The organism is Providencia sp. PROV130, assembly GCF_028482225.1.
In the GTDB taxonomy this organism is placed as follows: Bacteria; Pseudomonadota; Gammaproteobacteria; order Enterobacterales; family Enterobacteriaceae; genus Providencia; species Providencia rettgeri.
In genome coordinates this window covers 520,033-540,094 of the sequence record NZ_JAMPQC010000003.1, presented here as the reverse complement: position 1 = coordinate 540,094, position 20,062 = coordinate 520,033, and the positions used below count along the sequence as shown (strand labels likewise).

Below are 20,062 nucleotides of genomic sequence, written 5' to 3'. Positions count from 1 at the left end.
AAATATATTCATCTCACAGATTGGCCAATTTTCTGTTTTTATCATATTTTTACTCATCACAATCATCTCTGTTGTCATTATTAATTAAAGTGTACTTGAATGTACACTTTTATATCATTCATAGTCAAGAATGATTATCATTTGTATTTTGCAAATTATGCTATTTCTGACAGTGACTAACAGGAATATTCTCAATATGCAGAAAAAGTTTATCAGTTAAAAACATTCACGTGTTCGAGTGGTGCGTTTTTGAATATGGAATGTTATTCTGATGATATTATGAATTTTAAAAGCGAAAATACGATGAAAAAAACTATTCCAATTGCGTTTAGCCTTTTAATGGCTTTCACTGCATTTAATGCAAATGCAGGTGCAACCTGTGATACTTACTTCAAAGAAATGAATGATCTTGTTAAGCAAGCTGAAGAACAATATAAAGATGAAGCCAATGCAGGTGAACAAATTGCATTAATGAAGTCACAATTAGAGGAAGCGAAAAAAGCTCTTGCTAGCTACCCTGATGATGCACAAGAGCAAGCTTGTAGCCAAGCACTTAAAGCAATTGAGCAAGCCAAAGAAGCGGTAAAAACACCCTAGAATTGTTCGCTTTTAATAGACAAAAAAATAGCCTGCTGAGCAGGCTATTTTATTTACCGAACTACGAGAACCGAGATCTTCGCATAGGAAACAATCCCAGAAGCATTTGAACCTAATAAATGGGTTGAAATACTTGGATTGCGTGAGCCGATAACAATAAGGTCAGCATCAATAGCCTCAGCTTCTGATAAAACTTTATCTCTTGGTGAACCAAATTCCACCTTATAAGAGATTTTATCTGATGGATAATCAATCTTTTCAATAATTTCTTTTAGCTGCTCTTCAGAGCGCTCAAGTGCTTTTTTAGCAAATGAAGACAGTAAATCATAATGATAACTGTAACTCATTGAAAATCTTGAAACATCTGGAACTGAGTGAAATAAGTGAATTTTCGCATCTGAAATTTTTGCTAAATAAATAGCATGTTTTAATGCGTTATCTGTTAGTACATCTTCAGATATATCCACGGGAACCAAAATTGTTTGATACATATGATGCCCCTTATTAATTATGTTGACGTTTTTATTCAAGTTGTATTGTTGCGTATTTTTACAACTTGATTATTAGGCGTAGCGGGTGAATATTTTCCTTTTTAGTCTTTAGAAGTATAGTCTTACTACACTAAAAAAGCTGTGAAGCCCCTTACTATTACAACAAAAAATCATTCTTCTAAATGCCATTTATGCAAAATACGATGAATAAAAGGAGTTACAATTAATCCAATACTGATAATAAAAACACTTTGTAAAAATAAACCATAAATAGCAATAAAGAAACGGCCTCCCCTTGTAATAGGAGCTGGCTCAATAGCTTGCCCACTCAACATAGACAATGCATTAAGCATTGACTCAACAGCTGAATGGCCTTCAATAAAATAAAAACCGATTATACCGGGTAATAACCCAAGAAAAAAAATCAAAAGCCCGAGTAAATAAAAACGCAAAACTCTCAGAACAAAGTGTTCAACACGCAGTAATTCTTGTGAAAACTTTTCCATACTGACTCAAATTCACCTTGTTATAAGTAAGATCAATTAACTTGAGTGCTAAAACTGATTGAATTGGCAATACAAATAATGAAATAAAAAAGAACCTACCCAATGAGCAGGCTCTTCTCTAATTATTAACGTACAACCAGCACTGATGTTTCAGCGTAACGTACTATACCCGCCGCTGTTGACCCTAAAAGATGAGTTGTAATATTTGGGCGACGAGAGCCAATGACAATAATATCGGCATTAATGTCTTTTGCTGTATTAATCACTTCATCTCGTGGAGAACCAAACGTTATAGTATAACTAACGTCATCATGAGGTAAATCAATTGAATCCATTAACATTTTCATGTCTTCTTCCGCTTTCACCGTCGCACGGTCTTTTATTTCCATGTAACCTAAAGCATACGCATTAATAATTGCTGAAGAAATTGGCAAAACATGAATAAGATGAATTTTAGCACTAGATTGCTTTGCAAGATTAACAGCATGACGAACGGCTTTACTGGTTAATTCATCTTCTGTTAAATCAATAGGGACCAGAATCGTTTTATACATAACCCCTCCTAAAATAGTTAAAATGAAGTTCTACAACAAAATTATAAACAATTACTAATAAATGTCTCTTATCCACAAAGATAAATGAGATCTCTAACTACAAATAAAGGCAGGTTATTCTCTTAGCCATGGCGTCACAGTTAAACCAATTAACATGCCTTCTGGGCTTAATAACCTTGTTACGGTTTGCCCCCAAGGCTCCATGCGGTTATTAACTAATAAGACATAGCCTTCCTTCAGGCAAATATCCGTAATCTTTTCGATGTCTGAAACCTCAAACTCCATCCAACTTTGCGGAGTGAGTATATTTTCAGGCCACTCATTTTGACTAAAACATGATTGGGCTGCTTGCTCTATAGGCCAAAGTGCAAAATGTTTAACGCCTTCTAACCTTTCTTGCTCACAAGTTAAATATTGGCTTCCTTCTTCTATTGGTTTCAAAGGTAACTTTAACAACTCAAGATAAAAAGAATGACTTTTTTTGTAATCTGTCACTATCGGCCCAAACCCTGCAACAAATAATACATCAGAGCTATCTTGGAAAGGTATCATCCCGTGTTCCTATAAAGTAATGAGATACTAAAATTTTACCGTTTAATAAAATCGATAATTACTTTTACAAAATAAGATAATTAACCGCTGACTTTATCCATTGTAGAGATCATTTTTTCAACCATTCTTTGAGCCTTCAAGCCCTCTTCTCCACCGACCAAAGGTTGAGTTTGATTTGAAACAGAATCAATAAAATGTCGAATTGCACCATCAAAACCGCGTTGAACCAAAATGGAGTCCCAATTAGCCGGCTTTTTCTCGCTGATCCCAACAGCATTTTCACTCCACCAATGGTTCATATTGGTTATTTGATGAATACTGTCCTCAGCAATGACAATAAGTTGCTCTTGTTGGCTTCCGGCTTTGCGATGCATCGATGTTGTTAGCCAACATTGGCCCGCTTGCATATGGTGCTCGGCATAAAACAATTCATCAGTATTTGTTTTGTGAATGCTACCACTGATTAATTTTGTGTTACTTTGTGCAATCCACATTACAGTATCAATGACATGCAAATAATCATCTAATAACGTAAACCTGAAGTCATTCGGCCCTACGCTATCCATACGGTGTTTATCCATACGAATAGACACTATATTTTTAATATTTTGTTTAATTGCCAAATAAAACGGCGAGAAACGGCGGTTAAATCCAACCATTAACATTTTTTGACGTCGCGCGGCTAACTGAATTAATTGCTCCGATTGTTCAATTAACTCAGTCAATGGCTTATCAACATAGACATGAACGTCAGCCTCTAATAGCAGCTTGATTACCTCAAAATGGCTTTTGGTCGCACTGTGAACAAAAATAGCATCACATTGCTGTGCTAGTGCGTTAATACTGCTAAACAGGGGTATTCGATAACTATCACACACCAATTTTGCCTTTGATTGATTCGGAGAAAAAGCACCAACCAGCTCCCAGTTTTCCTCTTTAGTTAAAATAGGTAAATACGCTTTTTGTGCAATAGAACCTAAACCAACTACACCCACCTTTAATTTTCGCATCGTAAACACGCCTGTTAATGGTTAATCTCAGCAAGAATAATCTCATTAATATCAATTAAAAAAATTTTTTTTTGTTAAAAAAGCAATTTTGATTAGAAATAAATACACAATAGATTGTTTTATATAAACAAAAAATGAAAACAAACAGGGAAAGTGAATGAGTAACTGCATAAAAAAAGGGGTTGATTTCTTAAATGAGAATGGTTATCTTTTACCTCGTGAATACTTGAGTAAATCACTCAGGTTTATCACAAACGACATTGCTCACATTGCTTCCAGTTTAGCAGGCCAACTTTAAATGTTGGCCTTTTTTTTATTTAAAATTACCTATTATTTTCCGCGTATTGCACTACTAAAGCTCCATGATTTCAAATGGCCAACATACGCTAAACGTTGAGTTGGTACAAAAGTCGGTACATCACCGGTGCGCATATGCAATATATCCGCAGGTGTTATCCATGATGAGTTGCCTTCAAATAAGGGGATACCCGCATAGTTATAAGCATCTAGGACAAACTGCGAACAAAAGAAGCCATTAGCTTGGTCTATATCATCGCCTAATTGAACTTTAGCTAAGGTTTTTAAGCAAAAATTACGTATCGTTTCACCAATTAACGGAAGTTCACATACTCTTTTTGTGATCATCCAGGGAGCAATCATCACAATACCTTTATAGTTATACTTATTTCCATTATTTTGAACTGAAAATTCGCGCAATTTTTCTGCATGTAATGATGTTAAACCTGCTTGTCTCAATACCACCATGTTATTAGAATCTCTCACTGCTTGGTCTAAGGTAATGACCCTAACGCCACTTCCAACAGATTCAGCAACTTCGCCCAAGCCTAGATAAATAGATGCATGGCTTACCCCGCTAATACTAAATAATCGAATTCCCCATGAATTTAACCCTGTAGCAGACGATAAAAGAATATCACCTGGTAACATATCGGAAACCGCCAACGGCTCAACGGAATCCTCAATAGGAACCGTATTTGCGTGTTGAATATTAAATTTTAAGCGATTAGTTTCTTCATCTGATTTAAATTGAGTAGAACACCCTGAAAGAGAAAAACAAAATAAAAATAGTAGGCAACAATAAAATTTCATTCTACAACACCCAATAGTGATCTTTCTTTTAGCTTTTAATTAATATAGATAATATCGCTTAATCTATTTTATGACTACCGTTTATTTTTATAATAAGAGGGGCTGAATGTTACTCGTAGGAATGGTGTATATTGAAATGAGTTAACGTAAGTTAATAAGAAAAGTCTAATTTTAATTAAATAGCATCAACCCCCTAGTGAAGACTAGAGGGTTACATTCATTCAATTAACTAATAACATATTCTGGGTAAAAAACAGTTACTGAATGATATGTTTTCTTTTCTGTCGCTTTATTCTTTTGCACCGCAACTGTAGCATTATCTTTAGAACTTAGCGAAACACGTATGTTTTTCTTAGAACGACTTAATTTATAAGGCATACCTAACAAACGACGCGCATTATTATTACTAACCATTATCGACTCCTTAAACTACTAAATTAAAAATTCATTAAAAAATGAACATCAAAAAATATAGTCATCGTTGACCACAAAGGCTTTTTTGTTTCATAATAATAACAAAACAAAGTGTAACCTATTCAGTATAACACTAAGCCAGCAATATATAATCCAGTTTTACTTATTAGTTTTAAAGGGTTACTATATGCTTTACGCTAAAATTATATGAGGGTAAGACAGGATTCTTTTTTTCTACGACAACCTCAAAAAGTATCCATTTATGGAATGAAAAAATGTAAATAATTGAATCTGTGTTATCACAAAATAAGCCCCAAAAAAATCATCAGAACTATCTCTATGAAAACCATTTTCTCTAGCAAATATCGTTATCACATTATCAATCCAACGTTGGTTATTAACCCCGACAGAAAGTCCTAATACATCATTTTTACTTGACTATTATAAAAAATAATAACCGCCCTGCAGCATTAAAATGTATAAACCAACAGACTACATAACAAATAACCTAAAAGCGTGTGCTACAAAATTTTAGCACACGTAGTTCCTTACTCTAGCGGTGAAGCAGGACTTGAGCACTTATCTTTCCAAATTTGGTTAACCTGTTCAGGCAATAATATTTCATGTCCTCCGTCAATAAACGGAATAGAAATATCCATGCGGCCTTCATCATTGGTATAGGATTTAACAATAAAACGCTTAAATCCGTCAGGTTTATCATTTTTATATCGATACACCTCTCCACAAACATAACCAACCTTACCATTATCCGCAGTGTAGCGAGAAAAGTGATATTCAATATTTCTAAACTTTGCTGCTTGTGGGTACGCTAGAACATCATAAACATTCTTTTTCACTTGCTCAACTAAACTCAGTTGAGTTGGTTTCATATATAGTGCCCCTAACAGAAATGCAGCACCAAAAATAAGTATCGCAATGATTACTTTAAAAAAATTCATTTTTATTCTCGCCATATATGACCAAATTTATAGAAATAATGTTCATTATGATGATAACCAGATATCAATTAAAATCCATCTTTAAAACGTAAATATTCTTATATTTATCATTTTGTTATTTAAATAAGTCCAACATTAAAACCTTATTATTTGTAATGTTAAATTGAGTTTAATATTACAACTATTTTTTACTCTTAATCCCCTAGAAAATTTCTCATTTCTATTGTGATCCTCTGTAAACAATCAGTATAGTAAGAAAAATAATAACACTGCATGATAATAGGAACTTGAGAAATGAAAACAATAGGCCTCATTGGCGGTATGAGCTGGGAATCTACATTACTATACTACCAACAACTTAATGAAGGAGTGAAACAACTGTTAGGTGGCCTACATTCTGCTAAAATTGTTTTATATAGCGTCGATTTCGCTGAGATAGAACAGTATCAGTCCAATGGGCAATGGGATTTGGCAGCACAATGTTTAGCAGATGCAGGAGAGCGTTTAAAGCTTGCAGGCGCTGATTTTCTGGTTCTTTGCACCAATACTATGCATAAAGTAGCTCCACTCATTGAATCTCAAACCAGTCTTCCATTATTACATATAGCTGATGCAACAGGTGAACGCATTACACAGTCAAGTATAAAAACAATTGGGCTCTTAGGAACTTCGTTTACGATGGAGCAACCCTTCTATAAGCAAAGGTTGATTGATAAGTTTAATTTGGATGTATTAGTACCTAGCGACCAAGATAGAAAAATAGTTCATGATATTATTTATAATGAATTATGCTTAGGGAAAATAAACAAAGAATCTAAAAAGGAATATCAACGTATAATGGCATCTCTGGTAGAAAAAGGTGCTGAAGGTATCATTTTAGGATGCACTGAAATAACATTACTTGTTAATCAATATGATACTACAGTAAACATATTTGATACCACCGCCATTCATGCTCAAAAAGCAATTGAAGTTGCGCTATCTGCTTAATCAATATTATCTATTAATAGACACTGTCTTCAATAATTATTGTTAAGATAGTTTCTGTTAAATAATGGTAGCAAAATTGACATGTTATCTAGTTAAAAATCACATTTTGTGCAATTAAATAGAATTTAATATTAATCAACTCTCGACTTTTGATTATAAAACACAATAATGTTATTTATTATCGTTTATTACACTAACTCTAGTTTTATAATAATCACTTTAACTTCACTGCCTAAAATTTATTCTTTATTAAATTTACAGATTATTACCCATTGAACATTAACTCTCATCTAAGATAATAAAAAAACAAAAACAAATTTATAACAGGTTACTATGAATAAAAATAATGTTGGCAATGTTGTATTAGGTGAATTTATTAAACAAAAGCGTGTTGAACATCAAATTACGACAAAAAAAATGGCTGAATTAATCTCTATTTCTGAAAAATCATATATAAAATATGAAGATGGAACTCTTTCCATATTTATTGACCACCTTGTAATACTCTCTAAAATACTCAACGTAGATGTCAAAACATTATTTGACACCTACGTCAACGCACAGTCATGCCCATAAGTATATTTTACTATCACGCAAATTGTGCCTTATATTGAAGAGAGTAAACCCTACATCTCGACAAGCATAAACCGTCTAGTTAAAATGTGGACATAACTTCAGCATGATATAAAGAATCACTATGAGCCAATCAAAAGCAGAGAAGTCCCCCTTCTAATAACAATAACATTAACTTATTAGAAGGAAAGATTATGAATTATACTAAATTTAATATAGAAACATGGTTACGTAAGGAACATTACAACACCTACCAAAAAACTATAAATTGTGGGTTTAGTTTAACAACTAAGATAGATATCACTAATTTAAAAAAATATATAAATTCAATGGGTTATAAATTTTACCCTTCGATGATTTATTTATTAGCGCGGGTAGCTAACAATTGCAAAGAATTTAGATTTGCAAAAAAAAATGATGAGCTTATTTTATGGGATGAAGTACACCCTAGCTTTACTATTTTCCATAAAGAAACTGAAACTTTTTCTTCATTATGGTGCGAATACTCATCAGAAATGGCGATATTTATGGAAAATTATCACCACCAATTAATATTGCATAAAGATAATCTCAATTTGCACCCTCAATCACAGCAAATTGAAAATGTATTCTATGTGTCATCTTTACCCTGGGTTTCATTTGATAGTTTTAATCTAAATATTGCAGATATTACTAATATCTTTACCCCTATATTTACCATGGGAAAATACTATGGTGACAATAATAAAATATGGCTTCCTCTAGCAATACAAGTACATCATGCTGTTTGCGATGGCTTCCATGTAGGTAAATTTTTAACTGAGTTACAAAAATTATGTGATGAGCTAGCTTATTAGTACCGCAGGTTACTCACCGTTATGAAGGAAGCAAGCCTTCCTTCATTTGTCGTGGGTTAATCTCGTTATGATGACACTCTCAGTATTTTTAATTCAAAAATAATAAGCTCATATAAATGACATCCCCAATAGTACCACTTTGAAAAAAATATTCCGTTGGCGTAATTACCATTTTAATAGTGCTGCTGAGTAAAGAAGAAACCAATTCAATAGGGTCAGTTGCAGGCATATTTCCTCCATATTTTGTTATACATTAAGCTCTCAGTAGTGCTTATACAATAAGATAAAGGCTATAAAGAAGACGCTATACCCCAACAGATTTTTATCTCTTTTAACGAACTGGTATCACTCTCCCCCCAGCTTCTGCTATTATGAACCCCTTTTTATAGATCTCGCTGATTAGGCTTTAAGCACAGAATAATAATAACTTAACGGCTGAAAGTACAATTAACCATCAGCAACATAAACCCCAGTAGCAGAACAATATAGAATGACGACCAATAAAGAACAATACAACTTAAACAAATTGCAAAAAAGAATTCGCCGTGATGTTGGCCAAGCAATCGCTGACTTTAACATGATAGAAGACGGTGACCGGATAATGGTTTGCTTGTCTGGAGGTAAAGATAGTTACACACTGCTTTCCATCCTGCAAAGTTTGCAAAAAAGTGCCCCTATCCAGTTTTCATTAGTTGCGGTTAATTTGGACCAAAAACAACCTGGCTTCCCTGAGCATATTTTACCTGCATACCTTGATAACCTTGGTGTGGAGTACAAAATTGTTGAAGAAAATACCTATGGGATCGTAAAGGAAAAAATTCCTGAAGGGAAAACAACTTGCTCATTGTGCTCTCGTTTACGACGTGGAATTCTGTATCGTACAGCAACTGAATTAGGTGCAACTAAAATTGCACTTGGTCACCACCGTGATGATATTTTACAAACCATGTTCCTAAATATGTTTTATGGCGGTAAGTTAAAAGGCATGCCTCCTAAATTAATGAGCGATGACGGAAAACACATTGTTATCCGCCCACTTGCTTACTGCCGAGAAAAAGATATTGAGCGCTTTGCGCAGGCTAAAGAATTTCCAATTATTCCTTGTAATCTATGTGGTTCTCAACCAAACCTGCAACGTCAAGTTATTAAAGAGATGTTACGTGATTGGGATAAGCGTTATCCTGGCCGTATCGAAACAATGTTCCGCGCCACTCAAAACATTGTGCCGTCTCATTTATGTGATACAGAATTATTTGATTTCAAGAATATTTCTCATGGAGATGAAGTTATCAATGGCGGTGACCTTGCGTTTGACAAAGAAGAGCTGCCTCTACAACCTTTTATAGCGGAAGATGATAAGCCCGACTTTGCAGCTGAACGTCTTGATATTATTGAAGTTAAATAATATTTATTAATAACCTCCTTGTTTGGAGGTTATTTTTTACTCAGATTTAATGCAAAAAAAAGCCGATGTAAATTACATCGGCATTACAGTGGTCAATTATTCTGTATAAGAACTTAATATGAGAAAAACTACAATTATGGAGCACAACGTTCATCGCTCAACGTTGCATTCACCTGCAGGACTAATACTGCACTAAAACCTCAGTAGTTTTATTGATTTATCTCAAACTAGGTCCGGTTATAGGAAATAAGTCATCAATATTAGAGCCATCGGCTTTTTCTTAGCCACCACAAGACGGTTGCAATTAAAACGGCTAATAAAACGCAAAAGACACTAAAGGCAAAGCGGAATTCATTACCGGGGATCCCCCCTAAATTCACACCAAACAAACCCGTTAAAAACGTTGTTGGTAAGAATATCATGGCCATTAATGACATTGTATAAATACGCCGGTTCATCATTTCAGTCATCATGTTCGTTATCTCATCAGAAATAATCGCTGTACGTGCTATAAATCCATCCAGATCTTCAATGCAACGCCCTAGCCGGTCAGAAATCTCTTGAATTCGACGACGATTAGTTTCATCTAACCAAAGTAATTTTTCCGTTGTTAAGCGAGAAAACATATCTCGTTGTGGAGCCATATAACGACGGATTACAATAATTTGCTTACGGAGTAATGCAAATTCCCCTCTATCAGGAATTTGGCCATTTAATATGGCGTCTTCCATATCAATTAAACGCTCATGCAAAGAATCTGTAAAATCACTTATTTCATCTGTAATAGAATCAGCAACCTCAACTAACCAATCACCCGTGCTTTGCGCACCTACTCCCTGTTTTAAGTCATCAATAACAGAGTCTAAAGAGTTTACTTTTCGGTGACGGCTAGAAATAATTACCCGGTTATTAATAAATACTCGAAATGCAACTAATTGCTCAGGCCGCTGGCCAGTATTGGTATTTAAAGTTTGCAATGTTAATAAAATGCCATCACCAACACGTATCAAACGCCAACGCCCTGAATGCCCTGATAACGCAGACTTAACTTGTTCATTAAAGAGGTCTGATTGCTGAATCCAATTAAAACTTTGAGGATCTTTATAATCATAATGAAGCCAGAACGGAGACTGCTGGCTCGCACTCGCATTTACATCAATGGGAAGTAATCCACCGTCTCCATTTAACTGAAATGCATGTACAGGATTTGAATTTTGGAATAAAGAACCATAAATCAGCCCCATGCAATATCTCCCTTTTATAATCAATACGGTATTTGTAGTCGAATAAATAATTCTTTGCAATTATTTCAAGAATCGCTCCCACAATACATGAATAAAACAACAAAGAAAAAGATTGAGATTAACATCTTATAAAAACAGACAATTCCCCATAAATCACAAAATATCGCCATTTTTGCTAAATAAAACCACATAATTGACACAAATGAGCAATAAAATTTACGATGAGTTTTTTATTATAAAAAGGTAGTGTTTATTCCTTTTTTTGGTCCTCCTTCCCATTCTCCAGAGGAAGGAGCTTTTTTCTTTCCGTCAGAAAAAACAGCCCACAACATGTGCAGGCTGAGATCTTCGTTAATGTTTAATAATATAAAAACTATGGCTATAAGCGACATCTTCAGGGTTATTAATCGGGTAGCCCTTTAGCCAAGGCTTAATTAGACGTGCATTGGTATATTGGTAAATAGGTGCGATTGGTGCTTCTTTTGCAATGATAGCCTCCGCATTATTATAATAACGGTTGCGTAATTGCGCATTTGTTTCAATACTCGCCGATGCAATAACCTCATCATATGCATGGTTATTGAATTTTGGTATATTGCCACTATGCTGAGAAGTGAGTAGAGACAAAAAGGTTGAAGGCTCATTAAAATCACCTATCCATGATGCGCGTATAACATCAAAATTTCCCGTATTACGGCTATCTATATAGGTTTTCCATTCTTGATTAACTAATTTGACCTCAGCGCCTAGCTTTTTCTTCCACATAGAAGCAATTGCTATCGCAATTTTCTGATGATTTTCTGAGCTATTGTATAATAACGTTAATTCTAATGGGTGATTTGGCCCAAAGCCTGCTTGTTGCAATAACACTTTTGCTTGCTGGTCTAACTCTTTTTGTGAATAGCTATTATAAAGCCCTTTTTCGGGCTTAAAGCCATCAGTGACATCAGGAGTAAAATAATTTGCGGGCTTCTCCCCTGTACCTAATACCTTATTCGCAATTAATTGGCGGTCAATCGCCATGGATAACGCTTTTCTAACACGAACGTCATCCGTTGGTGCACGTTGGGTATTAAAAGCATAGTAATAGGTCCCTAATTGATCCGGTGTAAAGACTTCATTAGGAATATCTTTTAATAATTTTTGATAGCGCTGTTTTGGAAATGATTCGGTAATATCTAGGTCACCCGCTAAATAACGATTCGTTGCATGGGACTCTTGGTTAATTGGGACAAAAGTGACTTTAGTGATGACTGTATTTTGATGATCCCAATAATTCTTATTTGGTACCAAAACAATTTTTTCATTAACCACTCTGTCAGATAAAATAAAAGCACCATTTCCAACTAAATTTCCGGCTTTTATCCAGTCATTACCAAACTTTTCAACAGTTTCTTGGTGAACAGGAAATAAGCTAAAGTTAGCCGTTAATGAAGGAAAATAAGGTACCGGCTTATTTAGAGTAATCTTTAGTGTGCGCGTATCAACCGCTTCAACACCTAGTTGCTCAACTGGCAATTTACCATCAATAATATCTTGCGCATTGTTAATGCCTGCTAGTGCGGCAAACCAAGCAAATGGCGATGTTGTTCCAGGTGAAACAAGTCGCTGCCAACTATAAACAAAATCTTGAGCCGTGACAGGGTCACCATTTGACCAATGTGCGTCAGGTCTCAGTGTAAATGTCCAAATACGATTATCAGCCGTATCCCAATGTTGAGCGACTCCAGGGATCGGCTTTCCATGATCATCTTGATTAACCAGCCCTTCAAATAAGTCACGCATGACTTGCGCCTCTGTTAACCCCACTGATTTTACTGGATCCAAAGATGCAGGCTCATCTTTTAAATGTCGTGTAACTTCTTGGTTTTCAGCTAAAACTGTGCCTGTAGGTATCACGGCACTAATAGCTGGTGTAGTAACAAAAACTGAAGAAATCAAAATCGCTAAAGATGTAAATGAATGTTTATGCATTATATTTTCTATCTTGTTAATATAAATAAAGTTAACTAAAAGCCTAGTTAAATGATTTCAAATGAAGATGCTATTATTAACAACGTTACTGCATTTACTGATTAAGTTTCATTTAGGTAATTTGAATGTTGGAAAAATCCACTGTAACAATAAAAACATAAAGTTATGATGTAAAAACCATATCTAACATGCGTAATATCAAGTCGCAATTACTCTGTTGTTTATCTTAATTTATCATATGCCTTCATATTTTAAATATCCACATTTCCCGTGTAATCAATTGATTCCCTAACTCAAATATAGATAAATTAATACTCGTCTTATCGAACCATAACTCTATCTCTATCATTTCTCTGATAATTAAATAATGACTCAAGAAACCAATACAGACCTGTTTCCTTTTGTTACACTTCATAGGTCAGTATAAAAAGCACATAACAAAAAACGCAAGCATTGATAAAGCTTAGTAGTTATATAATGATGATGCACCATACTGTAATAAAAAGTAGGTAAAATTACCTTGTTTTACCCTATATTGGGCTCAAGGTAAGTGATAAGGTTTCCGTATAAAATTTGGTCATTAGTAAAATGTAAAACTCAGCACTGCGTAACTGCCCATTAAAAAACCTTTAATCGCAAAGATTTTTTATTAGAAGATAGATTAAGTTATCAGTGACTCACTTTATGAATGGGAGAAAAATTCATGTCGCAGACAGTTAAGTTAAAAGGTAATGACATCACGGTTAATGGTGTCTTTTTACAAACGGGCTCAAAAGCTAAACCTTTTACCCTTGTCACCAAAGATCTCAGCGAAGCAACGCTGGAAACCTATGAAGGTAAACGAAAAGTTTTAAACATCTTCCCAAGTGTCGACACTGGCGTATGTGCAGCGTCAGTTCGCAAGTTTAATAAGCTCGCAAACGATTTGGATAACACTGTTGTATTATGTATTTCTGCTGATCTACCTTTCGCACAAGCGCGTTTTTGTGGCGCAGAAGGTTTAGATAATGTCGTTACGCTATCTTCTTTCCGTAGCGGCTCGTTTGCGAATGACTATGGTGTTGATATTGCTAGTGGTCCATTAAAAGGCCTGAACGCTCGTTCCGTTGTTGTCCTAGATGAAAACAATAACGTTATTTATAGCCAATTAGTTCCTGAAATAACTGAAGAACCTGATTACGACAGCGCATTAAATAGTTTGAAATAAGCTTTTGTCATATTTAGTTCACTGTAGTTAACAATAAAGCGGGAATTTCCCGCTTTATTGAATAATATAAACGCCACTCTAGTCTACGTGAGCCCAATACAACGGTTGGTGGTTCTTTGCATTAACAACATTCGCAAATAACTTGTTGTCACTCATTATAGAAATCAAAGTATGAGAGAGCGTACTCAATACTTTTAAGGCTTGGTCCTGGGTAACAGGGCAACAAGATGTCAAAATATCAATAATGAGGTCTCGAGGCTTATGGCCATTTTTCACCAGCGCCTCCCACGTAAAACGATTTTTCTTCGTTAAATATTTTACTGCAGCTTTATTCATCAGATAAAGTTCGGCGGCAGAGGCTGCAGACTCAAACATATCATTTTTATAATGGCTCTGGCTCATGTATTCGCGTAGCTTACGATTTACAACGAAATTAATAGTGAATTGATCCATGGCAACTCCTTATAGGCTGAAACCCATCAGATGAGATTACGATACCCTAAAACAGCAGCTGTCTTTGTTATATAGCAGTAAAATTCACCAATTAGCAATAGTATTAGTAGGGTTTTGCCATATTAAGCGCGAGATAAAAAAGATAATTAGTAAAAAATAGGCAACAATACCTTTGTGCAAAGTGCTTTTCTCTCGCCTGTTGCCTACTCTATAGCAGTACATAGTTCTAATCAGGATACTGAATAATTTCGAGAGTTGTCCCTTTATTGTCTTGAACAAACTGCAGATGGGTTTCTCCTCCAGCAAATTCTTGTTCAATTTTTAAGTTTTTATCATCATTCCAATGATAACGAATAGCAATACAACCGTCCGATGGACAGGGCATTTCAATATTTTGTTTAATCTCTAGATTTTCAGTAAGAAATTGCTTCCCATCAATTAATGCCGTTCTATATTGTATGTATGCCTCTAATAACGATAAGTCTTTAAAATAACATTGAGTCAATGCCCCATTTTCATAGACTTCATCCATTGTTCGCACTACATCTTGGCAATACTTACTCAAACCGTCTTCCGGCATTGTTGTTGCTGTGCCAGAACCACTTAAAACCAGCCCTATTATTGCGAATACGTAAGTTATTCTTTTATACATTTAATTTAGTTTTGCTCTTTTTTCGTATTAAGGCCATATTCTCTCAATTTATTGGCGATTGCCGTATGAGAAATATCCAAACGTTTAGCTAATTTACGGGTACTCGGATAATCGCGATACAAACGTGCTAATACCGATGCTTCATAACGTTTAGTGATTTCATCTAGCGAGCCATTGAGTGAATCTAAAGCGAGTGCGGGGGTATTAACGACATCAGGTAATTGGATATTATCTGCATCTAATCTATTACCATTAAGTTGCGTTAATCCTTGATAAAGAGCATTTCTCAGTTGCCTTACATTACCCGGCCAATAATAACTACTTAAATATTCTATCAGCGAATGTGCCAATTTAGGTTCGGCAATATGAAGCTCTTTGGAAAAACTGGCGACAAATGTTTTGGTTAACGGTTGAATATCTTCTTTACGTTCACGCAATGGAGGAATGGTTAATGTCAGTACATTCAAACGATAATAAAGGTCCTCTCTGAATTTCTTTTCGGCAACCAATTCAGGTAAATTTTTCTGTGTTGCACAAATCACACGAACGTTCACCTTAACTTCTCTTTCTTCCCCAACACGCCTAAATGTCCCATCATTTAAAAAACGTAATAACTTAATTTGCATTTGTGGCGACATTTCAGCAATTTCATCAAGCAACACCGTTCCGCCGTTGGCTTGTTCAAAAAAACCCTTTTTGCCTTCAATTGCATTTGGATAGGCTCCCGCTGCATAACCAAATAATTCACTTTCTACGACATCATCCGGCATCGAAGCACAATTTAAGCCTAAAAATGGTTCTTTTCCTCTCGCACTATGCAAATGACAAGCTTTCGCTAAGATATCTTTCCCAGTCCCCGTTTCACCGACAAGTAATAATGGCTCATCTAGCATAGCAATACGTTTGGCTCGTTCAACCACATTCGCCATGACAGGGCTAACAGCAATAATTTGTTCAAAACCGCTGCCATCCACCTCAATAACTTGTTGGCGTTGCTTATCTAAAATTGCAGCCGATTTCAACAGTAATACCGCACCAGTACAATGGGATTTACCATTTTCATCAGCCAAAATAATAGGTGTTACTTGCATCAAATAGTCTTGGCCTTTAATGACAACTTTCTCGGTGTACGCCTCTGGTGACTCCCGTTCAAACCAACGTACTAGCCCTTGACTACCAACTAATTGTGAAAAGGTTTTTTCTCGAATTTTAGCCTCATCATAACCAAATAACTGCAATGTCATTGGGTTAATCAATTCAATATTTAGCTTGTTGTCGATGGATAAAACAGGTTCTGGAAATGAGTTTAAGAGCGCCCAAACGGCTTTATGTTCTCTTTCTGAAGGCATAAAATAAATTCGGCGAACATCAATAACACCATTAATACGCCGTATTTCTGCCATCAATGTGCTGAATACCTGAAAATCTACAGGTGTAAAATTGAGGTAAATCCTACGTTGAGGAGAGATTTCAATACCTTTTAAATCAATATTTTGTAGAACTAAAAGATCAAGTAATTCACGCGTTAAACCGATACGGTCTTGGCAGGTCACTTCGAGGCGCATGGGTAAGAACCTTCATCAAAAAAGCCGAGAGAATAAAGGTATTTTAGCCTTAAACATTAAGGGAATACAGTGTTTGTGTCACAAATTGTTGACAGCTGTAAGCTTTATAGTCATCAACAAATAAAATCACGGTTTTCCTTTATTTTTTGAGGCTTGAAATAAGAATAAACACATTAATCAATAAATGATGCTGCAGAGTGAGCAAAAACTGTCAACTCACCCTGCCAATGATATTGTTTTACGCTTTTTCTTTTTTACTGGGGATGACATTTTTTAACTGGCCAATTAACTGATGGCGAAAATCAGCTAAACGTGGCTTGTTTTCTATCCAAGGTAGTGGTCGACATAATTCCATCGCCTTAATACCTAAACGCGCAGTTAACAAGCCGGCTCCAATACCTTGTGCTGCTCGTGTTGATAACCGTGCAGTAATGTCTTGAGATAGCCAATCCATCCCCACTTCACGAATTAATTCAGACGCTCCCGCAAAGGCAATATTAATGAGCACCATGCGAAATAGTCGAATTCGGCTGTAATAACCGAGTTCAATACCATAGATTGCCGCGATCCGATTAATTAAACGAATATTTCGCCAAGCAATAAATGCCATATCCACCAGTGCTAGCGGGCTCACCGCAATCATGATGGCCGATTCCGCAGAACAACGACTAATTTCTTTGCGAGCTTGTTCATCAAGGATAGGCTGAACCATTCGACTATACAATTCAACAACTTCCCTATCATTATGCGAGTCATGAAGAGTGGCTTGCCAATTAACAATCGCAGGATGTTGCATTGATAACGCAGATTGTTTAGCCAATTTTTCACAAAAAGCCTTTCCTTGCCCCATACCATGACTGTGCAATAATTCGCGTGCAAAGTCCCGTTCCTCCGCACGTTCTCTCAGGCGATACAACCGCCGCCATTCGCCAACAACCGACCCAACACCCGCCACAACGATTAAACCGCCCGCAGCAGCGACACCTAACGCAGTCCAATCTTGTGTTACCCATGATTGGTGAATCCAAACGCCGAGTTGAGCAACGACGCTGACTCCAAAAATTCCCGCCGCCGCGCCAACTAATTTACGCCAAAAACTCCGTTTTGGTTTTAACGCTTCGTTAATCAGGCTTTCAACCTCACCTTCTTGGTTGTCCTGCTCAGTTTCCAAAGACACTGGTGTAAATTTTTCAAGTTCACGTTCATCAAAAACTTGCGCTTTTTTTAGTGATTCTTTCGTCTTATTTTCACTATTTTCAGCAAAATCTAAACGCTGTTTTAAGGGTTCATTCATTTCAGTTTATCTCCCAACAAAAATTCAAGCGCACTGTCCATACGAATGTGTGGCAATGGTTGATCCATTGGCGTTGGCCTTGGTCTGAAATCTTCAAATTGAAAACCTTGAGTTTGCCAGAATTGTTCATTCGGTAAGCGTTTTGGTACTTCTCCTGGATAAAACATTAACGGTTGACCATCACTTAGCCGATTCCCTTTTAACGCAGGTAATTTTTCACCTTTATAATCTACCAAACCACTTTCGGTGGCTTGTATTGATGCTAGCCCCACACAATCCATGCTGATCCCCTCAAACGCAGCATGCTGCCATGCCTCTTGCACTAACTGTTGCAACAAAGCCACTAAATTTGCATGTTGGTCTGGTGTTACGTGATCTGACTTGCTTGCGGCAAAGAGTAATTTATCAATACAAGGTGAAAATAAACGCCTCAGTAATGTACGCTTTCCATAATGAAAACTACGCATTAATTGCGTTAATGCCATTCTCATATCATTAAAAGCATCAACACCACTATTTAGCGGTTGTAAGCAATCAACTAACACAATTTGTCGGTCAAAACGTTGGAAATAATCACGATAAAAGCCCTTTACAACATGCTCACAATAATATTGATAACGTTGCTGTAATGCGCCAAGATTGGTGTTTTTACCTGCCTGTGCGAGCTTTTTGTCGCCATATTTGGCCACATTCGGCCATGGGAAAAATTGCAGAGCGGGTGCTCCTGCTAATTCAGCGGGTAAAACGAAACGTCCCGGTTGAATAAAGTGCTGCCCTTGGGCCTTGCATTCCACTAAATACTGAGTATAAGCAGCTGCAATTTCAGCAAGCAAATTTTCATCTACTGGCGCTAAAGGGTCACATTTTTCACACAATGCCAGCCACGGTTGGGCTAAATGTGCGCGTTCCCCCTTGATTAAGGTGTTCATTTGTTCAGACCACGCTAAATAATTTAAATCTAGCATGGGTAAATCCAACAACCATTCGCCGGGATAATCGACAATCTCTAAATATAATGATGAGTTATCAACAAAATGACGCAAAAAAGAGTCTTCTGAACGGTAATGTAATTTAAGGCGTATTTCACTGACTCCCCTTGTTGGTGTTGGCCATTGCGGGGGCTCCCCATAAAGAGAGGCAATACCTTCATCATACGCAAAACGCGGTACCGACAAATCACGGTGAGGTATCCGTTTAACACCTAATAACCGCTTATCTCGCGCAGCAGAGAATAAAGGCAGCCGCGCTCCGGCATTCACATTCAATAGTTGGTTCACCAGTGAAGTAATAAATGCGGTTTTTCCACTACGGCTAAGCCCTGTTACTGCGAGCCTAACATGACGATCAACACTTCTATTCATCAAATCCGTTAATTCACTGTGCAGTCGTTTCATGCTCCTCCCAAGACTTATCCTTTCAATTTAAACCCATTTTACGTCATATTGCGTACTATAATTTAGCATAAAACAAATTGTATTAGGTTAACCGTTTAATTAGTACATTGAGCAACCATTTACTCGTCAATAATTTAATGATTTTACCTACGACTCCCGCTGGACCATATGTCATAAGTAATACCGCGGCGATTCGAATACCTTTTTGTAGAATAAGTTTCTTTGCAAATTTTTTGATTCGATAACGAACGTTATTTGCCATATTTCACTCACTTATTGATA

At 36.2% G+C, this 20,062-nt stretch carries 23 protein-coding genes; 6 read left to right on the top strand and 17 right to left on the bottom strand.

From position 1 onward, the window contains the following. Nucleotides 1-303 precede the first annotated feature (303 nt). Nucleotides 304-597 carry a DUF5339 family protein gene (locus tag PSF28_RS03760; protein WP_210838948.1) on the top strand — a complete coding sequence of 98 codons (294 nt, stop codon included), beginning with the start codon at nt 304-306 and terminating at the stop codon, nt 595-597. Between the two features lie 53 nt (nt 598-650). Here the strand turns inward: PSF28_RS03760 and PSF28_RS03755 are convergent, their stop codons facing one another. From PSF28_RS03755 to PSF28_RS03720, 8 genes are all read right to left on the bottom strand, one after another. Beyond that, a complete protein-coding gene (locus PSF28_RS03755) occupies nt 651-1,088 on the bottom strand; it encodes a universal stress protein (RefSeq protein ID WP_004910514.1) in 438 nt (145 codons plus the stop codon). A gap of 170 nt (nt 1,089-1,258) precedes the next feature. Next, on the bottom strand, nt 1,259-1,594 hold the full coding sequence (locus tag PSF28_RS03750) for a hypothetical protein (protein WP_004910512.1): 336 nt from the start codon (nt 1,592-1,594) through the stop codon (nt 1,259-1,261). Between the two features lie 125 nt (nt 1,595-1,719). Continuing rightward, the gene (locus tag PSF28_RS03745; protein ID WP_004910510.1) at nt 1,720-2,148 is read right to left on the bottom strand and encodes a universal stress protein; all 429 of its coding nucleotides are present in this window, start codon (nt 2,146-2,148) and stop codon (nt 1,720-1,722) included. Between the two features lie 114 nt (nt 2,149-2,262). Next, the gene (locus PSF28_RS03740) at nt 2,263-2,700 is read right to left on the bottom strand and encodes a glyoxalase (protein WP_210838932.1); all 438 of its coding nucleotides are present in this window, start codon (nt 2,698-2,700) and stop codon (nt 2,263-2,265) included. Nucleotides 2,701-2,780: 80 nt separating this feature from the next. Continuing rightward, nucleotides 2,781-3,710, bottom strand: a complete 930-nt coding sequence (locus tag PSF28_RS03735) for a Gfo/Idh/MocA family protein (RefSeq protein WP_210838934.1) — start codon at nt 3,708-3,710, stop codon at nt 2,781-2,783. Between the two features lie 330 nt (nt 3,711-4,040). Then, entirely contained in the window at nt 4,041-4,820 is a 780-nt protein-coding gene (locus PSF28_RS03730) for a YaeF family permuted papain-like enzyme (RefSeq protein ID WP_210838938.1), read from the bottom strand. A gap of 225 nt (nt 4,821-5,045) precedes the next feature. Then, entirely contained in the window at nt 5,046-5,234 is a 189-nt protein-coding gene (gene sra / locus PSF28_RS03725) for a stationary-phase-induced ribosome-associated protein (protein WP_210838940.1), read from the bottom strand. A 548-nt stretch (nt 5,235-5,782) separates the two neighbouring features. After that, a complete protein-coding gene (locus tag PSF28_RS03720) occupies nt 5,783-6,124 on the bottom strand; it encodes a hypothetical protein (protein ID WP_181937006.1) in 342 nt (113 codons plus the stop codon). A gap of 363 nt (nt 6,125-6,487) precedes the next feature. On the opposite strand from PSF28_RS03720, the gene PSF28_RS03715 reads away from it, so the two are divergent. The 3 genes from PSF28_RS03715 (at nt 6,488) to catA (ending at nt 8,592) form a co-directional block, all read left to right on the top strand. Then, nucleotides 6,488-7,183 carry an aspartate/glutamate racemase family protein gene (locus PSF28_RS03715; RefSeq protein ID WP_272684651.1) on the top strand — a complete coding sequence of 232 codons (696 nt, stop codon included), beginning with the start codon at nt 6,488-6,490 and terminating at the stop codon, nt 7,181-7,183. Between the two features lie 333 nt (nt 7,184-7,516). Further along, entirely contained in the window at nt 7,517-7,759 is a 243-nt protein-coding gene (locus PSF28_RS03710) for a helix-turn-helix domain-containing protein (protein ID WP_210839464.1), read from the top strand. A 191-nt stretch (nt 7,760-7,950) separates the two neighbouring features. After that, entirely contained in the window at nt 7,951-8,592 is a 642-nt protein-coding gene (gene catA, locus PSF28_RS03705; protein WP_210839462.1) for a type A chloramphenicol O-acetyltransferase, read from the top strand. 88 nt (nt 8,593-8,680) lie between these two features. Here the strand turns inward: catA and PSF28_RS03700 are convergent, their stop codons facing one another. After that, a complete protein-coding gene (locus PSF28_RS03700) occupies nt 8,681-8,821 on the bottom strand; it encodes a hypothetical protein (protein WP_210839460.1) in 141 nt (46 codons plus the stop codon). A gap of 261 nt (nt 8,822-9,082) precedes the next feature. Here PSF28_RS03700 and ttcA point away from each other — a divergent pair, with 261 nt between their 5' ends. Further along, on the top strand, nt 9,083-9,997 hold the full coding sequence (gene ttcA / locus PSF28_RS03695) for a tRNA 2-thiocytidine(32) synthetase TtcA (RefSeq protein WP_210839458.1): 915 nt from the start codon (nt 9,083-9,085) through the stop codon (nt 9,995-9,997). A 260-nt stretch (nt 9,998-10,257) separates the two neighbouring features. Here ttcA and zntB read toward each other — a convergent pair whose 3' ends face one another. Together zntB and PSF28_RS03685 are read right to left on the bottom strand one after the other, a co-directional pair. Then, the gene (zntB, locus tag PSF28_RS03690) at nt 10,258-11,241 is read right to left on the bottom strand and encodes a zinc transporter ZntB (RefSeq protein WP_210839456.1); all 984 of its coding nucleotides are present in this window, start codon (nt 11,239-11,241) and stop codon (nt 10,258-10,260) included. Nucleotides 11,242-11,592: 351 nt separating this feature from the next. Continuing rightward, complete coding sequence (locus PSF28_RS03685; protein WP_272684650.1) at nt 11,593-13,215, bottom strand: peptide ABC transporter substrate-binding protein; 1,623 nt, start codon at nt 13,213-13,215, stop codon at nt 11,593-11,595. 703 nt (nt 13,216-13,918) lie between these two features. On the opposite strand from PSF28_RS03685, the gene tpx reads away from it, so the two are divergent. Next, complete coding sequence (tpx, locus tag PSF28_RS03680; protein ID WP_272684649.1) at nt 13,919-14,422, top strand: thiol peroxidase; 504 nt, start codon at nt 13,919-13,921, stop codon at nt 14,420-14,422. Nucleotides 14,423-14,500: 78 nt separating this feature from the next. Here tpx and PSF28_RS03675 read toward each other — a convergent pair whose 3' ends face one another. The 6 genes from PSF28_RS03675 to PSF28_RS03650 all read right to left on the bottom strand — a co-directional run bounded on the left by PSF28_RS03675 (nt 14,501) and on the right by PSF28_RS03650 (nt 20,042). Then, nucleotides 14,501-14,875: an ATP-binding protein gene (locus PSF28_RS03675; protein WP_102139676.1), complete on the bottom strand. Its 375-nt coding sequence runs from the start codon at nt 14,873-14,875 to the stop codon at nt 14,501-14,503. Between the two features lie 226 nt (nt 14,876-15,101). Beyond that, nucleotides 15,102-15,527: a hypothetical protein gene (locus tag PSF28_RS03670; RefSeq protein ID WP_272684648.1), complete on the bottom strand. Its 426-nt coding sequence runs from the start codon at nt 15,525-15,527 to the stop codon at nt 15,102-15,104. A 5-nt stretch (nt 15,528-15,532) separates the two neighbouring features. Then, nucleotides 15,533-17,092 carry a transcriptional regulator TyrR gene (gene tyrR, locus PSF28_RS03665; protein ID WP_272684647.1) on the bottom strand — a complete coding sequence of 520 codons (1,560 nt, stop codon included), beginning with the start codon at nt 17,090-17,092 and terminating at the stop codon, nt 15,533-15,535. Between the two features lie 238 nt (nt 17,093-17,330). After that, nucleotides 17,331-18,386, bottom strand: a complete 1,056-nt coding sequence (locus tag PSF28_RS03660) for a YcjF family protein (protein ID WP_210839446.1) — start codon at nt 18,384-18,386, stop codon at nt 17,331-17,333. After that, complete coding sequence (locus tag PSF28_RS03655) at nt 18,383-19,780, bottom strand: YcjX family protein (RefSeq protein ID WP_210839444.1); 1,398 nt, start codon at nt 19,778-19,780, stop codon at nt 18,383-18,385. Before PSF28_RS03655 ends, PSF28_RS03660 begins: the two co-directional genes overlap by 4 nt. Nucleotides 19,781-19,862: 82 nt before the next feature. Continuing rightward, nucleotides 19,863-20,042 (bottom strand): hypothetical protein, encoded by a 180-nt coding sequence (locus tag PSF28_RS03650; protein ID WP_115167360.1) that lies wholly within the window; start codon nt 20,040-20,042, stop codon nt 19,863-19,865. Nucleotides 20,043-20,062: the final 20 nt, after the last annotated feature.

Coding starts and splice junctions, on each gene's coding strand:
- PSF28_RS03730 (WP_210838938.1), bottom strand. CDS start 4,820: ATGAAATTTTATTGTTGCCTACTATTTTTATTTTGTTTTTCTCTTTCA.
- PSF28_RS03715 (WP_272684651.1), top strand. CDS start 6,488: ATGAAAACAATAGGCCTCATTGGCGGTATGAGCTGGGAATCTACATTA.
- PSF28_RS03700 (WP_210839460.1), bottom strand. CDS start 8,821: ATGCCTGCAACTGACCCTATTGAATTGGTTTCTTCTTTACTCAGCAGC.
- tyrR (WP_272684647.1), bottom strand. CDS start 17,092: ATGCGCCTCGAAGTGACCTGCCAAGACCGTATCGGTTTAACGCGTGAA.
- PSF28_RS03675 (WP_102139676.1), bottom strand. CDS start 14,875: ATGGATCAATTCACTATTAATTTCGTTGTAAATCGTAAGCTACGCGAA.
- PSF28_RS03710 (WP_210839464.1), top strand. CDS start 7,517: ATGAATAAAAATAATGTTGGCAATGTTGTATTAGGTGAATTTATTAAA.
- PSF28_RS03670 (WP_272684648.1), bottom strand. CDS start 15,527: ATGTATAAAAGAATAACTTACGTATTCGCAATAATAGGGCTGGTTTTA.
- PSF28_RS03735 (WP_210838934.1), bottom strand. CDS start 3,710: ATGCGAAAATTAAAGGTGGGTGTAGTTGGTTTAGGTTCTATTGCACAA.
- PSF28_RS03745 (WP_004910510.1), bottom strand. CDS start 2,148: ATGTATAAAACGATTCTGGTCCCTATTGATTTAACAGAAGATGAATTA.
- PSF28_RS03755 (WP_004910514.1), bottom strand. CDS start 1,088: ATGTATCAAACAATTTTGGTTCCCGTGGATATATCTGAAGATGTACTA.
- tpx (WP_272684649.1), top strand. CDS start 13,919: ATGTCGCAGACAGTTAAGTTAAAAGGTAATGACATCACGGTTAATGGT.
- PSF28_RS03720 (WP_181937006.1), bottom strand. CDS start 6,124: ATGAAACCAACTCAACTGAGTTTAGTTGAGCAAGTGAAAAAGAATGTT.
- PSF28_RS03685 (WP_272684650.1), bottom strand. CDS start 13,215: ATGCATAAACATTCATTTACATCTTTAGCGATTTTGATTTCTTCAGTT.
- zntB (WP_210839456.1), bottom strand. CDS start 11,241: ATGGGGCTGATTTATGGTTCTTTATTCCAAAATTCAAATCCTGTACAT.
- ttcA (WP_210839458.1), top strand. CDS start 9,083: ATGACGACCAATAAAGAACAATACAACTTAAACAAATTGCAAAAAAGA.
- PSF28_RS03655 (WP_210839444.1), bottom strand. CDS start 19,780: ATGAAACGACTGCACAGTGAATTAACGGATTTGATGAATAGAAGTGTT.
- PSF28_RS03650 (WP_115167360.1), bottom strand. CDS start 20,042: ATGGCAAATAACGTTCGTTATCGAATCAAAAAATTTGCAAAGAAACTT.
- PSF28_RS03660 (WP_210839446.1), bottom strand. CDS start 18,386: ATGAATGAACCCTTAAAACAGCGTTTAGATTTTGCTGAAAATAGTGAA.
- PSF28_RS03750 (WP_004910512.1), bottom strand. CDS start 1,594: ATGGAAAAGTTTTCACAAGAATTACTGCGTGTTGAACACTTTGTTCTG.
- PSF28_RS03740 (WP_210838932.1), bottom strand. CDS start 2,700: ATGATACCTTTCCAAGATAGCTCTGATGTATTATTTGTTGCAGGGTTT.
- catA (WP_210839462.1), top strand. CDS start 7,951: ATGAATTATACTAAATTTAATATAGAAACATGGTTACGTAAGGAACAT.
- sra (WP_210838940.1), bottom strand. CDS start 5,234: ATGGTTAGTAATAATAATGCGCGTCGTTTGTTAGGTATGCCTTATAAA.
- PSF28_RS03760 (WP_210838948.1), top strand. CDS start 304: ATGAAAAAAACTATTCCAATTGCGTTTAGCCTTTTAATGGCTTTCACT.